11 protein-coding genes and 1 pseudogene are annotated in these 14,582 nt (G+C 63.0%); 4 read left to right on the top strand and 8 right to left on the bottom strand.

Annotated features, from left to right (window positions below; genetic code table 11):
* Window positions 1–3: 3 nt before the first annotated feature.
* Window positions 4–1,206: a 3-oxoadipyl-CoA thiolase gene (pcaF, locus tag CHB90_RS20280; RefSeq protein WP_089279662.1), complete on the bottom strand. Its 1,203-nt coding sequence runs from the start codon at window positions 1,204–1,206 to the stop codon at window positions 4–6.
* A 478-nt stretch (window positions 1,207–1,684) separates the two neighbouring features.
* Window positions 1,685–3,853 (bottom strand): catalase/peroxidase HPI, encoded by a 2,169-nt coding sequence (katG, locus tag CHB90_RS20275; RefSeq protein ID WP_089279661.1) that lies wholly within the window; start codon window positions 3,851–3,853, stop codon window positions 1,685–1,687.
* 202 nt (window positions 3,854–4,055) lie between these two features.
* Between katG and CHB90_RS20270 the strand changes: the two genes are divergently transcribed.
* On the top strand, window positions 4,056–4,952 hold the full coding sequence (locus CHB90_RS20270; protein WP_089279660.1) for a hydrogen peroxide-inducible genes activator: 897 nt from the start codon (window positions 4,056–4,058) through the stop codon (window positions 4,950–4,952).
* Window positions 4,953–5,031: 79 nt separating this feature from the next.
* On the opposite strand, the gene CHB90_RS20265 is transcribed toward CHB90_RS20270, so the two are convergent.
* The 6 genes from CHB90_RS20265 to CHB90_RS20240 all read right to left on the bottom strand — a co-directional run bounded on the left by CHB90_RS20265 (window position 5,032) and on the right by CHB90_RS20240 (window position 11,481).
* On the bottom strand, window positions 5,032–6,270 hold the full coding sequence (locus CHB90_RS20265; RefSeq protein WP_089279659.1) for a CoA transferase: 1,239 nt from the start codon (window positions 6,268–6,270) through the stop codon (window positions 5,032–5,034).
* Window positions 6,267–7,136: an HTD2 family dehydratase gene (locus CHB90_RS20260; RefSeq protein ID WP_245823314.1), complete on the bottom strand. Its 870-nt coding sequence runs from the start codon at window positions 7,134–7,136 to the stop codon at window positions 6,267–6,269. The genes CHB90_RS20265 and CHB90_RS20260 overlap by 4 nt, the downstream gene beginning before the upstream one ends.
* The gene (gene sucD / locus CHB90_RS20255) at window positions 7,133–8,029 is read right to left on the bottom strand and encodes a succinate--CoA ligase subunit alpha (RefSeq protein WP_089279658.1); all 897 of its coding nucleotides are present in this window, start codon (window positions 8,027–8,029) and stop codon (window positions 7,133–7,135) included. The genes CHB90_RS20260 and sucD overlap by 4 nt, the downstream gene beginning before the upstream one ends.
* A 12-nt stretch (window positions 8,030–8,041) precedes the next feature.
* On the bottom strand, window positions 8,042–9,217 hold the full coding sequence (locus CHB90_RS20250; protein ID WP_089279657.1) for a malate--CoA ligase subunit beta: 1,176 nt from the start codon (window positions 9,215–9,217) through the stop codon (window positions 8,042–8,044).
* 23 nt (window positions 9,218–9,240) lie between these two features.
* Window positions 9,241–10,200: an HpcH/HpaI aldolase/citrate lyase family protein gene (locus CHB90_RS20245; RefSeq protein ID WP_089279656.1), complete on the bottom strand. Its 960-nt coding sequence runs from the start codon at window positions 10,198–10,200 to the stop codon at window positions 9,241–9,243.
* Between the two features lie 84 nt (window positions 10,201–10,284).
* The gene (locus CHB90_RS20240; protein ID WP_089279655.1) at window positions 10,285–11,481 is read right to left on the bottom strand and encodes a pyridoxal-phosphate-dependent aminotransferase family protein; all 1,197 of its coding nucleotides are present in this window, start codon (window positions 11,479–11,481) and stop codon (window positions 10,285–10,287) included.
* Window positions 11,482–11,622: 141 nt separating this feature from the next.
* Here CHB90_RS20240 and CHB90_RS20235 point away from each other — a divergent pair, with 141 nt between their 5' ends.
* The 3 genes and pseudogenes from CHB90_RS20235 to CHB90_RS20225 form a co-directional block, all read left to right on the top strand.
* The gene (locus CHB90_RS20235) at window positions 11,623–13,026 is read left to right on the top strand and encodes a helix-turn-helix domain-containing protein (RefSeq protein ID WP_089279654.1); all 1,404 of its coding nucleotides are present in this window, start codon (window positions 11,623–11,625) and stop codon (window positions 13,024–13,026) included.
* 177 nt (window positions 13,027–13,203) lie between these two features.
* Window positions 13,204–14,274, top strand: coding sequence for an ABC transporter substrate-binding protein (locus tag CHB90_RS20230; protein ID WP_089279653.1), 1,071 nt, complete (start codon window positions 13,204–13,206; stop codon window positions 14,272–14,274).
* Window positions 14,275–14,347: 73 nt separating this feature from the next.
* Window positions 14,348–14,582, top strand: a pseudogene (locus tag CHB90_RS20225) (IS21 family transposase); the annotation flags it as partial.

Genomic DNA, 14,582 nt, shown 5'->3' with positions numbered 1-14,582 from the left:
AAATCAAACGCGTTCGAGGACGATCGCCGCCCCCTGCCCCACACCGACACACATGGTGCACAGCGCGTAGCGCCCGCCATTGCGGCGCAACTGATGCGCCGCAGTCAACACCAGACGCGCCCCGGACATGCCCAAAGGATGCCCCATCGCGATGGCCCCGCCCTGGGAATTCACACGCGGATCGTCGTCCGCCACGCCCAACTCGCGCAATGTGGCCAGCCCCTGCGCCGCAAAGGCCTCGTTCAACTCTATCACATCCATCTGGTCGATGGTCAGGCCAAGACGCTCCAGCACCTTGCGGCTGGCGGGCACCGGGCCAATCCCCATGACGCGCGGCGCCACCCCGGCCGAGGCCATGCCCAGCACGCGGGCCATCGGCGTCAATCCATGCGCCGTGACCGCCGCGTCAGAGGCCAGCAAAAGCGCCGCCGCCCCGTCGTTCACGCCGCTCGCGTTGCCCGCTGTCACGCTCAGATCCGGGCCGTTGACGCCCCGCAACTGGCCCAGTTTTTCGGCGCTGGTGCCGGGGCGCGGGTGTTCATCAGTGTCGACAACAACCGGATCGCCCTTGCGCTGCGGCACCTCGACGGGAACGATCTCATCACCGAACAACCCCGCCTCTTGCGCCGCCGCCCAGCGCGCCTGCGACCGCGCGGCAAAGGCATCCTGATCGGCGCGGCTGATGCCATAATCCGCAGCCACATTGTCGGCGGTCTGCGGCATGGAATCCGTACCGTACATCGCCTTCATCTTAGGGTTCACAAACCGCCAGCCGATGGTGGTGTCATAGACCTCATTCGCGCGGGTAAAGGCGGCAGAGGCCTTGGGCATCACAAAAGGCGCGCGGCTCATGCTTTCGACACCGCCCGCGATGCACAGCGCATAATCGCCCGCCTTGATGCCGCGCGCGGCAAAACCGACCGCATCCATACCGCTGGCGCACAAACGGTTCACGGTTGTCCCCGGCACATCCTCTGGCAATCCGGCCAACAGCGCCGCCATGCGCGCCACGTTGCGGTTGTCCTCACCGGCCTGGTTGGCAGAGCCGTAGATGACCTCATCCACCGCGCTCCAGTTCACCGAAGGGTTGCGCGCCATCAGCGCCGCGATTGGCATCGCCGCCAGATCGTCAGCCCGAACCGCAGACAATGCCCCGCCGTAGCGCCCGATGGGCGTACGCACTCCGTCACAGATGAAAGCGTCCATGTAAGACGACCCCTCCCATTAATCGACCACATGGTCGAATTAAGCCAGCACAGAGATTCGCGCAAGGAAAAGTTACAGAATCTCGCTGGCCCCGAAATCTCGTAACGTATCCGACAAGGCAACAGCCCCCGGCCCAGCCTGTTCGCCGGAGCCATCCCTCGCTTGATGCCTATAAGAGACGAAGCCGCGTGTCCTGCAAGGGGGCGCAGCCCCGCGCTTGCGCGGCTTGCCCTTGCAGGACACGCGGCTTTGGCTCAGGCAGCAACAAAGCGAGGGGTGGGTCTGGCGAACAGGCGGGTTTGTTTGCAGGTGGATCTTTTAGCGGATCCGCGCCGCAAGGCGCGCCAATCCGGGGTTGGTGGGTGGGCGATGGGCCCCCCGTGGCCCGAGTCCCTTCCCGCCCACCCGGCATGAAACCGGAGACGAAAAAGGGCGCCCCGGTCTCCCGGTGCGCCCCTTCTCATTCCGTTCCACCAAATCAGACGTCGACACGATCCGCGTTCAATACCTTCGTCCAGGCCGCCACAAAGTCGTTGACGAACTTTTCGGCGTTATCGTCCTGTGCATAAACCTCGGCATAAGAGCGCAGGATCGAGTTTGAACCGAACACCAAATCGACACGCGTCGCGGTCCAGCGGGTCTCACCCGACTTGCGGTCCTGGATCGCATAGACGCCGTCATCGCCCGGCACCCACTTGAACCCCATATCCGTCAGATTGACGAAAAAGTCGGTGCTCAGCGCGCCGACACGGTCGGTAAAGACGCCGTGCGCCGTGCCGCCGTGGTTGGTGCCCATCGCGCGCATGCCGCCCATCAGCACGGTCATCTCCGGTGCCGAAAGACCCATCAACTGGGTGCGATCCAGCATCAGTTCCTCGGCGGTGACCACATAGTCGGCCTTCAGCCAGTTGCGGAACCCGTCGGCGACCGGCTCCAGCACGTCAAAGCTATCGGCGTCGGTCATCTCCTGCGTCGCGTCACCGCGACCCGGAACAAACGGCACCGACACGTCGAACCCTGCCGCCTTGGCGGCCTGCTCGACACCGACATTGCCTGCCAGCACGATCACATCCGCAACAGATGCGCCCGTCGCCGACGCAATCGGCTCCAGCACCGCCAGCACCTTGGCCAGACGATCCGGCTCATTGCCGGCCCAGTCCTTCTGTGGCGCCAGGCGGATACGCGCGCCGTTGGCTCCTCCGCGCAAGTCCGACTGACGGAAGGTGCGCGCGCTGTCCCATGCTGTTGCGACCACTTCCGCCACTGACAAACCGCTGTCCGCGATCTTGGCCTTGACCGCATCCACGTCATAGCTGGTCGATCCCGCCGGGATCGGATCCTGCCAGATCAGGTCTTCCTTGGGCGCGTCCGGACCGATGTAGCGGTCACGGGTGCCCATGTCGCGATGGGTCAGCTTAAACCAGGCGCGGGCAAAGGTGTCGTCGAAATAGGCCGGATCGGCCATGAACTTCTGGCAGATCTCATTATAGATCGGGTCCATCTTCATCGCCATGTCGGCGTCGGTCATCATCGGCATGACCCGCTTGGTCGCATCCGTAGGATCGACCGGCATGTCCTCTTCCTTGATGTCGACAGGACGCCACTGGTTGGCCCCGGCTGGCGACTTGGTCAATTCCCACTCATAGCCGAACAGCAGCTTGAAATACCCCATGTCCCATTTGGTCGGCTCGGTTGTCCATGCGCCCTCAATCCCCGAGGTGACTGCATTGGCCGCTTTGCCGCCCAGGTTGGGGTTGATCCAGCCAAAGCCCTGGCTCTCGACGCCCGCGGCCTCCGGCTCGGCCCCCAGCGCGCCCGCGTCGCCGTTGCCATGTGCCTTGCCGACGGTATGGCCGCCGCAGGTCAACGCCGCGGTTTCCTCATCGTTCATCGCCATACGGGCAAAGGTTTCACGCACCTGTGCGCCGGTCTTGATCGGGTCGGGCTGGCCGTTCACGCCCTCGGGGTTCACATAGATCAGTCCCATCTGGACTGCGGCCAGCGGGTTTTCCATCGTGTCCGGTTTGCCGACATCGCCATAGCGTTCGTCCGACGGCGCCAGCCATTCCTTCTCAGCGCCCCAATAGACGTCTTTTTCCGGGGCCCAGATATCTTCGCGGCCAAAGGAGAACCCAAAGGTCTTCAGACCCATTGATTCGTAGGCCATGGTGCCCGCCAGCAGGATCAGGTCGGCCCAGCTCACCTTGTTGCCGTACTTCTTCTTGACCGGCCACAGCAGGCGGCGCGCCTTGTCCAGGTTGCCGTTGTCCGGCCAGCTGTTGAGCGGCGCGAACCGGATATTGCCAGCACCGCCGCCACCGCGGCCATCGGCCAGACGGTACGACCCGGCAGAGTGCCACGCCAAACGGATCATCAAGCCGCCGTAGTGGCCATAGTCCGCCGGCCACCAGTCCTGGCTTTCGGTCATCAGCGCCTTGACGTCGGCCTTGACCGCCTCAAAATCCAGCGACTTGACCTCTGCGCGATAGTCGAACGCCGCACCCAGCGGATTGGACTTGGTGTCGTGCTGGTGCAGAATGTCCAGGTTCAGCGTCTTTGGCCACCAGTCGGTGACGGTTGTGCCCGTCTCCGTGATTGCGCCATGCATGACCGGGCATTTGCCTGCCCCGATATCATTGCCGTCCATGTTCATCTCCCTTTGTCTACAATGCCGATGCAGGTCCATCGCCCGCGCCGGTCCCAAGCTTTTTCGGTGAGGGGTCCGGCGGAAACCGGGTCACGATGCCCCGGTTTGGCGACTCGCATTCCCTCTTACTCTAGAATGCTTCTAACAAGGCAGGCCCATATCTTTAAGTTGTGTTTTTTCATCGCCCCTATAAGTTTTTCCTATGAAGAATCTGACCCTGCGCCAATTGAGGTATTTTGAGGCTCTGTCGCGGCATGGCCATTTCGGACGCGCGGCGGCGGCCTGCTCCATCTCGCAGCCGGCCCTGTCGGTGCAAATCCGCGATCTGGAGGCAGACCTTGGCGCGCCGCTGTTCGAACGCGGCGCGCGGCAGGTGCGCCTGACGGCCCTTGGCGAGGCCTGTCTTGAACGCGCGGTCAAGATCCTGCGCGCGGTGGATGAACTGGAGGATCTGGCTCGCGCCGCGCAGGGCGATCTGGTCGGTCGGTTGCGGCTGGGGGTCATCCCGACGGTGGCCCCCTATCTGCTGCCCGCCCTGTTCGCGGAACTGGCGCAAAGCCACGCGGGTCTTGACCTGCACATCCGCGAAACCATGACCCCGCGCCTGCTAAGCGAATTGCACGAGGGCCGGATTGACTGCGCCATTCTCGCCCTGCCCGTGGGCGAACCCGGGCTGGACGAAGTGGCGCTGTTTGACGAGGTCTTCGTCTTTGTCCGCCCAGAGGCCGAGACCGATCACCCGGTTCCCGACGGCGAGGCGCTGCAAAAGATGCGCCTGCTGCTGCTGGAAGAGGGGCATTGCTTTCGCGATCAGGCGCTCAGCTTTTGCAAGCTGAACGCAACAACGCCGCGCGACGGGCTGGATGGCTCATCCCTGACGACGCTGGTGCAGATGGTCGGCGCGGGGCTGGGGGTGACGCTGATCCCCGAAATGGCAGTGCCGGTAGAAACGCCCTCGGCGCGGGTGGCGGTTGCCCGGTTCTCCGATCCCGAACCGGCCCGGACCATTGGCATGGTCTGGCGCCGCTCAAGTCCCCTGTCGGACCAGTTCCAACGCCTTGCCGATACGGTTCGCCGGGCCGCCGCAGCCCGCGCCTGACAGGACGCGGGGCGCGCATTTCTGTACATCGGTTGTGCATGGTCTGTGCATGCGATGTGCCCGGCCCTCAGAGGCCCGCTTATGAGGCCATGCGAACATCGCCGCGCGGCTGCATCGCCACCCCGTCATCCATCAGTTTGCTGATCGCCCCCGACGGCAGGCCCGCCACATCGGCCAGAACCTCTTCGGTGTGCTGGCCCAGACGCGGGGCGGGACGCGGTGTTTCCCGGACGTGTCCGGCAAACGAAAACGGAGTCCCCGGCGTCAGGTATCGCCCGGTTTCCGGGTGATCGACCTCGGCGAAGATCGGATTGTCCGACGACAGGTCGGGGTCTTCGCGCAGCGCCTGACCAAAGCTGCGAAACACCGACCATGTGACGCCACCCCTGTCAAAACTCTCCGCAAAATCAGACAGTTTGCGCTTGGCGAACCAGGGCGCCAGAACCTTGGTGATTTCCGCCCGATAGGTCCAGCGCACGCCCTCCTGTCCCAGATCCACACCCATCCGGGCAGCAAGGTATCCCATATCCTGCGTTGTGCCGGTGACAGAGATCAGGTTGATCCACTGGCGTGGCGTCAGCGCTATCACCATGACCCGCCGCCCGTCCGCGCAGATGAAATCCTGACCATAGGCGCCATACAGCGCATTTCCCGACTTCGCCCGATCGACCCCGTTGACCGCAACCTCTCCGATGATGCCCAGATTGCCCAGCATGGCGGCAGCGGCGTCTTTCAGCGTCAGATCAACAAACTGCCCCAAGCCCTTGCGAAGGCGGGTTCTTTCAGCCGCAAGCAGTCCCGAAACAACCATGTTTCCGGCAATGCAGTCCCAGGCCGGCAAGACATGCGCCACCGGCCCTGTCGCGCCCTCATGTCCGGTCGCAATGGGAAACCCCAATGAGGGGTTCACTGTGTAGTCGACCGCCGAGCGTCCGTGCCGGTCGCCCCGCAGGCTGACCATGCACAGGTCGCCGCGCCGTGCCCTGAGCGTCTCGTAATCGGTCCAGCCCCTTGCCGCCAGATTGGTGATGAACAGGCCCGCATCCTCTCCATCAGCGCAGATGATCTCCTGCGCGATCTCGCGCCCGCGCGCCGTCTTGACGTCCAGCGCGACCGACCGTTTCCCCTTGTTCATCCCGTCCCAGAAAAGACTTTTTCCTGAAGATGTTACAGGCCATCTTTTCGCATCCAGTCCGCCCTGCGGCAGGTCGAACCTGATCACGTCCGCGCCCATCTGCGCCAGAGTCATTCCCGCCAAAGGCACCGCCACAAAGGCCGAGCTTTCGACCACACGCATCCCGTCCAGAACACCGCTCATGTCGCCCACTCCATCCTTGCCTGCAATCCCAGGTAGTCCTCAAACGTGGCGGTCCCGATCTCGATTGCGCCGCCCGCCGGGTCCAGCGCGCCAACCAACCGCATGTCGCTGTCGTGAAACATCGGATGCACAACACGGTAGGTGAACTGCGCAGGGGGGCGTCCCGTGTGCCGTTCTGCCGCCTCGATCGCCATGGTCGCCTGCATCGGGCCATGCACCACAAGCGCCGGGTACTTTTCGACCTGCTGCGCATACGTCAAATCATAGTGTATGCGGTGCGCATTGTAAGTTGCTGCTGAATAACGAAAAAGCCGCACCTCATTCATCGAAACACGCTCATCGCAGGCCAGACGGTCCGGCACGGGCACCTGCCGTGGCGGCCGAAAGGTCTGCGGGATGTTGAGGTAGACGATGTTCTGTTCTTCCTCGATCACGCCGCCCTGTTCGCCGGTGGTCACATGGTCCACGGTGACAAAGGCCATCGGGCCCGTCTTGCCCGCCTTTTGCGTCACCGCGCGAATGGTCGAGACGCGCGACAGCGCCTCACCGACATGCAGCACACCCTTGAACCGCACGTCACCGCCCGCCCACATCCGGCGACGGAACGGCAAAGGCGGCAGAAAGCCGCCCAGCGCGGGGTGACCGTCATCGCCCAGTTCACTCATCGGAACAAACTCAGGGAAAGCGACCCAATGCCAAAGACTTGGCAGGACCATGCCCGCCCGAACATCACGGACCGGGCTCAGGTCATGACTGACCGCCGCGTCCAGCATCCCTGCGAGGTTGGGTGTAACACCGCCCTCGCGGGTCTCGGTGCGCCCGATCCAGTCGGTGTAGTCGGGCTCCATCAGGGAGACGGCACTCATGCCGCTGCCTTTGTGCCCAGAACGCGGGCCATCGTGGCCCCCATGTCCGAGGGGTGCGGCGCAACCATGATCCCGGCCGAGGACAGGATCTCTACCTTTTCTTGCGCGCTTTCGCCAAAGGCGCTGATGATTGCGCCCGCATGGCCCATCTGCCGCCCCTTGGGCGCTGCAAGACCTGCGATATAGGCGGCCACAGGTTTGGTCATGTGGTCGCGGACATAGGCGGCGGCCTCTGCCTCTTGCGGACCTCCGATCTCACCGATCATCATGATCGCATCGGTTTCCGGATCATTTTCAAAGAGTTCCAAGATGTCTTTGAAGCTGGACCCGTTGACCGGATCGCCACCAATGCCGATGGAAGATGAGATGCCGATGCCCAGCGCCTTCATCTGGCTGGCGGCCTCGTACCCCAACGTGCCGGACCGACCCACGATGCCGACGCGCCCCGGCATGTAGATCGCGGGTGGCATGATGCCCATGAACCCCTTGCCTGGCGAGATGATGCCCGCGCAATTCGGCCCGATCAGCCGCATCTTTCGATCACGCGGGTAGCGGCGCAAAAACCGTTTCACCCGCATCATGTCCTGCGCCGGAATGCCGTCGGTCACACAGACCGCCGTCTTGATGCCCGCATCCGCCGCCTCCATCATCGCATCCGCAGCAAAGGGCGGCGGTACAAACAGAAGGCTGGCCTCTGCCCCAGTTGCCTCAACGGCTTCGCGCACCGTGTTGAAAACAGGGCGATTCAATACCGTAGTGCCGCCTTTGCCCGGCGTGACCCCAGCGACGATCCATGTCCCGTATTCGATCATCTCTTGCGCGTGGAACTGTCCGATGCGCCCGGACAGGCCCTGGACAACAACCTTGGTGTTTTCATCAATCAGAATGGCCATGTCTTGTGCTCCTCAGGCTGCTGCGGATTGCGGGCGGGCGGCGACCGCCTTGTGCGCCGCCTCTTCCAGCGTGTCGGCGCTGATGATGGGCAAACCGCTGTCGCGAATGATCTTTTGCCCCTCCTCGACGTTTGTGCCGCTCAGGCGGACCACCACCGGGATCTGGATGCCAACCTCCTTGTAGGCCTGCACCACCCCCTTCGCGATCCAGTCGCAGCGGTTGATCCCGGCGAAGATATTCACAAGGATCACGCTGACGTTTTGATCGGACAGCACCGTGCGGAAAGCCTGACAAACCCGGTCAGGTGATGCGCCACCGCCGATGTCGAGGAAATTGGCAGGCGCGCCACCGGCAAGCTGGATCATGTCCATCGACGCCATGGCCAGACCTGCGCCGTTGATGATGCAACCGATGTCACCGTCGAGGCCGACATAGGCCAGCCCGTTGTCAAAGGCGGTCGCCTCACGCGGGTCTTCCTGCGATGGGTCACGCAGGGCGGCAACGCTGGGGTGTTTGTACAGCGCGTTGGTGTCAAAGGACATCTTGGCATCCAGCGCGACCAGATCGCCTGCCCCGGTGATCACCAGCGGGTTGATCTCGACCATCATGGCGTCAAGGTCGCGGTAGGCGCGATAGCAGGCGCGCAGGAAGGTCGAGAACTGGTCAACCTGCTTGCCCTCCAACCCAAGGCGAAAGCCCAGTTCGCGCGCCTGATACATAGCCAGCCCCACAGCCGGATCGATCACCATCCGCACAAGACTGTCTGGGTCTGCCTCGGCCAGATCCTCGATTTCCATCCCGCCGTGGCCGGAGGCGACGATCATGATCCGCTCTGACTTTCGGTCCAGCACAAAGCCAAGGTAGAGTTCCTGCGCGATGTCCGACGCCTCTTCGACCCATAGACGATAGACGCCTTTGCCATTGGCGTCGGTCTGCTTGGTCACAAGCTGCTTGCCCAGCAGACCGCGCGCGAACTCCGCCACCTCGGCCTCACTCTTGCAGACCTTGACACCGCCCGCCTCGCCGCGCCCGCCGGAGTGGATTTGTGCCTTGACGACCCAGGCGGCACCGCCCAGTTCGCGGGCGCGGTAGGCCGCCTGTTCCGGCGAATAGGCCAGCCCGCCGCGCGGCACCGGCACGCCAAAGCCTTTCAGGATTTCCTTGGCCTGATGTTCATGAATATCCATGGTTTCTCCTCCCGTGACGTCGATTACTCGGCGGCGATGTTGGTGCTCTTGGCGGCGATGGCCTGCGCCATGTCGATGACATTGCGGGCCATCTTTTCGCTGGCCGCGTCGATCATCTTGCCGTCAAGGCTGGCCGCGCCCTTGCCCGCGGCCTCTGCCGTTTTCAGTTCCTCGATGATGCGCTGCGCCTTGGTGACTTCGGCCTCTGGCGGGCTGAAGACGTCGTTGGCCATGGCGATCTGTGTCGGATGGATCGCCCATTTGCCCTCACAGCCCAGCGCCGCTGCACGCTTTGCCCCAGCGACATAGCCCCGACCGTCACTGAAATCGCCAAAGGGGCCGTCGATGGCGCGGAGCCCGTAAGCGCGGCAGGCGATGACCATGCGCGTGATCGAGGCGTGCCACTGGTCACCGGGATAGTCCGGGTTCAACCCACCAATGTTGACCGTGCGCGCCCGCATGCTTGCCGCATAATCCGCGACACCAAAGTGCAGCGCCTCCAGCCGTCCGCCGAACTGGGCGATTGCCTCGACATTGGCCATGCCCAGCGCGGTTTCAATCAGCGCCTCTAGGCCCACGCGGTGGGTCAAACCGCAGGCCTGTTCGATCTGGTTGATCATCGCCTCGACCATGTAGATGTCCGCAGGCACGCCCACCTTGGGGACAAGGATCGTGTCGATCCGATCGCCGGCCTGCTCCATGATGTCGACCACGTCGCGGTACATGTAATGCGTGTCCAGACCGTTGATCCGCACCGAAACGGTCTTGCCCTTGCCTGCCCAATCAATGTCGTTCAGCAGTTCAACGGCGTTCTTGCGGGCCTGATCCTTTTCCGGCGGGGCAACGGCGTCCTCCAGATCAAGAAAGACATAGTCGGCGGCGCTGTCGGCCGCCTTTTCGACCATGCCAGGGTTCGAGGCAGGCACCGCCAGTTCCGAACGGTGCAGGCGCTGTTTGCGCAGGGGGTGAAGCGTATGGGACATGGTCGAAACCTTTCATGTGACAAAGAAAGAGTGCCCGCGCCCAGTGCGGGGCGCAGTCCGGGAAGCCCGGGGGGTTCAGAGGTGTTATTCGGCGGCGATTGCGTAGGTCTGTGGCGCGCCCTCGGCAAACCAGGCCTGCGCGGCCCCGGTGCCAGAGCCGGGAACGACATGCGCGCCCGCCCGCATCAGCGACAATTCCGCAAGGCCAAGTGCCGTCAGCGCCATGCCTTCGTTGAAGTCGCCCAGGTGTCCGATGCGGAATACCTTGCCATTCAGACGACCGAGGCCAGAGCCAAACGACGCGTTGAACTCGTCATAGGCGAAGCGCAACACCTCACGCGCATCGACGCCTTGCGGCACGCGGATCGCGCTGACGGTGTCCGAGTAATAGCTGTGATGCTCGGCCACCAGATCCAGCCCCCAGGCCTGCACCCCCCGCCGGATGCCTTCCGCCAGCCGAGTGTGGCGGGCAAAGATCGCCTCCAGCCCCTCGGCAAACATCCGGTCCAGCGCGGCGCGCAAACCATGCAACAACGGTGTCGGCGGGGTGTAGGGGAAATAGCCGTCCGCGTTCATGGCGCGCATGTCGGCGAAATCGTAATAGGCGCGGCGCATGGTGGCGGTCTGCGACGCCTCCAGCGCCCTTTGACTGGCGCCAAGGATACCCAGCCCCGCCGGCATCATCATGCCCTTCTGGCTGCCGGTGACAGCCAAATCGACACCCCAGTCGTCCATGCGGAAATCCATCGACCCGATCGAGGACACGCCATCGACGAACAATAGCGCATCATGAAACGTGCTGTCCAACGCGCGGCGCACGGCGGCCACGTCGGACACAACGCCGGTGGCGGTCTCGTTATGGGTGACAAAAACCGCCTTGATCTCATCATGGACGTCGCGGCCAAGGATACGTTCGAACTCTCCCACCGGGGCGCTGGCCCCCCAGGGCAGATCGACAACGATGGGTTCCAGCCCCAGCATCTCTGCCATCTTGACCCAAAGCGTCGAGAACTGGCCATACTGCGCCATCAGCACCTTGTCGCCCGGGTTCAGCGTGTTGGTGATCGCCGCCTCCCAAGCAGAGGTGCCGGACCCGGGGAACAGCATGACCTCGCCGGTTCCGGTCTTGAACACGCGCTTGAGGTCGGAAAACAGGCCAAGCGTCAACTGGCCGAAGTCGCTGGCGCGCTGGTCCTGCTGCGGAACGTTCATCGCCTGCCGCACCGCCTCCGGCACATTGGTCGGGCCGGGAATGAAAAGATGTCTGTGTCCGGTGCGCATGGCGATCCTCCCTTTCGGATGACAGGGAACATGCGCCATACATTCAAGAACTGGAAACACTCCCGCGTCCTGCTGTAAATGCGAGATTTTACAAAATCTGATATTTGTAAATTTGTAAATTTTCGCATACAGTGAAATACCATGAAAACCTTTATCGGCCCTCGCCTGCGCCGCTTGCGCATCGAACACGGACAGACCCAGGTCCAGATGGCCAAGGCACTTGGCATCTCGACCTCTTACGTCAACCTGCTGGAAAAGAACGAACGCAGCATCTCGGTGCCTGTCCTGCTCAAGCTGTTTGAGGCCTATGGCGTCGACTGGCGCGACATTGCCGAGGACGACGACACCGCGCGTCTGGCGGACATCCGCGCCGTCCTGCAAGACCCGCTGTTCGAGAGCGGCCGCCCCGATCTGCCACAGTTGCGCGCGGCGCTGGCGCACAGTCCCGACCTTGCCAGCTGCTTTTTGAAACTGCACCGCGCCTATCTGGCCACAAATGACCAACTGATGAGCGTGGCCAGCACCGGAGAGGGCGGCAGCCGGGTTTTGCCACTGACCTCCGAGGCCGTGGTACACAACTTTTTCCGCAGCAACCGCAACCACTTCGAGGCGCTGGAAGAGGCGGCAGAGGGGTTTTGGTTTGGCGAGAGTGTGGACCCCGACGACATTTATCCGGCTTTGAAACTGCGGCTGAAACACCGTCTGAACCTGCGGGTCCGCATTGTGCCTGTGGCCGACATGCCGCAGTCCTTGCGCGAATACGATGAGGACCGCCGCGAGGTCCGGCTGTCAGAGGCGCTGGATCACCCCAACCGGGTGTTCCAGCTGGTGCATGTGGCCGGCCTGCAGGAACAAAAAGACGTGCTGGACGAGATCCTGGGACGCAGTGGGCTGACGGACGCCAATGGGCGGGCGCGGTGCCGGGTGGAACTGGCCAATTATTTCGCCGCCGCTGTGCTGATGCCCTATGACCGTTTCCTGTTCGAGGCTCTGGCCAGCAAGTATGATTTCGACCATCTCGCCACCCGATTTGGCGTCAGCTTTGAACAGGCCTGCCACCGGGCGACCACGCTGCAACGCAGCGGCGCGCGCGGCGTGCCGCTGTTCTTTTTGCGAATCGACAAGGCCGGCAATGTCACCAAACGGTTCAACGCGACCGACTTTCACCTTGCCGAATACGGCGGTGCCTGCCCCCGGCTGGAGGTCCACGCCTGCTTCCGCACCCCCGGTCTGATCCTGCCGCAGGTGGTCGAGATGCCGGACAAGTCGCAATTCATCGTTCTTGCCCGCACCGTGGATCGCCCCAGCTTTACCCGCCATCGTCAGGACGTGCGGCTGGCCGTCGCCGTGGGATGTGCGATGGACCATGTGGACAGCATCGGCTACGCCGAAGATCTGAATGTCGCGCAGGCCCGTGCGACAGAAATCGGCATCAACTGCCGTGTCTGCCCTCGGGCCAACTGTGACCAGCGCGCCCATCAGGCAGTTGTCCTGTCCGACCCGGTGGACGAAAACCGCCGCGGCGCAACCCGGTACGCCCTGTAGGCCCGGCACGGCGATCCGCTTCGGCGGGTTGACCCTCTGGCCTCTGCGCTATCTACCTTAAAGAGTAGGTCTGAACCGGGCCGACATGCTTTCAACCCCGGTTCAAGCCAGTCACGCCGCTTTTCCCTCCGGTGCAATCTTGCGCCAGACTTTTGACAAACGCCGATTGGAGCCCTCATGGACACTCCCGCCCTTCACCCCGCCGCGCAAACCCTTGCTGCCGAACATGACCGTGGAGAGCTGTCACGCCGCGAGTTCCTGACCCGCGCCACGTCACTGGGGCTGACGACCGCCGCCGCCTACGGCCTGATCGGCGTTGCCATGCCCTCAGAGGTCCGCGCCCAGCCCGCGCAGGGTGGCACGCTGCGGATTCAGTCGGACGTTCGCGCGCTCAAAGACCCGCGCACATACGACTGGCCCCAGATGTCGAATTTTTCGCGCGGCTGGCTGGAATACCTTGTCGAATATCAGCGCGACGGCAGTTTCAAGCCGATGTTGCTTGCAGGCTGGGAGGTCAACGCCGACGCGACGCAGTACACCCTGAGCGTCCGTCCCGGTGTCACATGGAATGACGGCACACCGTTTACCGCCGCCGATGTCGCCTTCAACATAACCCGATGGTGCGATCAGACGGTCGAGGGTAACTCGATGGCATCGCGCATGGCCTCATTGATTGATCCTGAAACCAAACAGGCCATCGAGGGGGCCATTGTCGCAACCGACGATCTGACCGTGACGCTGACGCTGCCCACACCGGACATCACGCTGATAGCCGGTTTCTCGGACTACCCCGCCGCGATTGTGCCGCAGGATTTCAGCGGCGACCCGATGGCCGACCGCAAGGGCACCGGCCCGTTTGTCCCGGTTGATCTGGAGGTCGGGGTAAAATCGGTCATGGTCCGCAATGAGGATCACACATGGTGGGGCACCGAGGTATATGGCGGGCCCTATCTGGACCGGATCGAATACATCGATTTCGGCACCGATCAAGTGACGCATTTCTCTGCTGCCGAAGCGGACGAAGTGGACATGTTGTATGAATCGCTGGGAGAGTTTGTTGAGCTGTTCGACAGCATTGGGTGGAATAAATCCGAAACCATCACCGCGAATACGGTGGTGATCCGCACCAACCAGAACGCGGAAATCGACGGCCAGAAACCCTATTCGGACGTTCGCGTCCGGCGTGCGCTGGCGCTGGCAGTGTCGAACTGTGAACAGGCATGCAATTTTGACCCCGTAACGGGGTGATCGGCGTCCAACAATGACCCCCTTACACTGATGTGGATGATGCTCCCGAGGCTATCGGGGAGCACAGTGTGGGATGTTGGTTGTGGAGACGATTGCGAAGATCCGTCGGGCGTATTTTCAGGACAAGAAGCCGATCAAGCAGATCTGCCGGGAACTGCGGATTTCACGGAACACGGTGCGCAAGGTGATCCGGTCCGGTGCGACCGAGCACACCTACGAGCGGACCGTCCAGCCGCAGCCGAAGATCGGTCCTTGGAAGGACGAACTCGACGAGATGCTGGCGACAAACGCGCGGAAGCCCAAGCGCG

Source organism: Antarctobacter heliothermus (assembly GCF_900188425.1).
GTDB lineage: Bacteria > Pseudomonadota > Alphaproteobacteria > Rhodobacterales > Rhodobacteraceae > Antarctobacter > Antarctobacter heliothermus.
The sequence above is the reverse complement of the archived record's forward strand: the minus strand, read 5'-3'. Positions and strand labels throughout refer to the sequence as shown.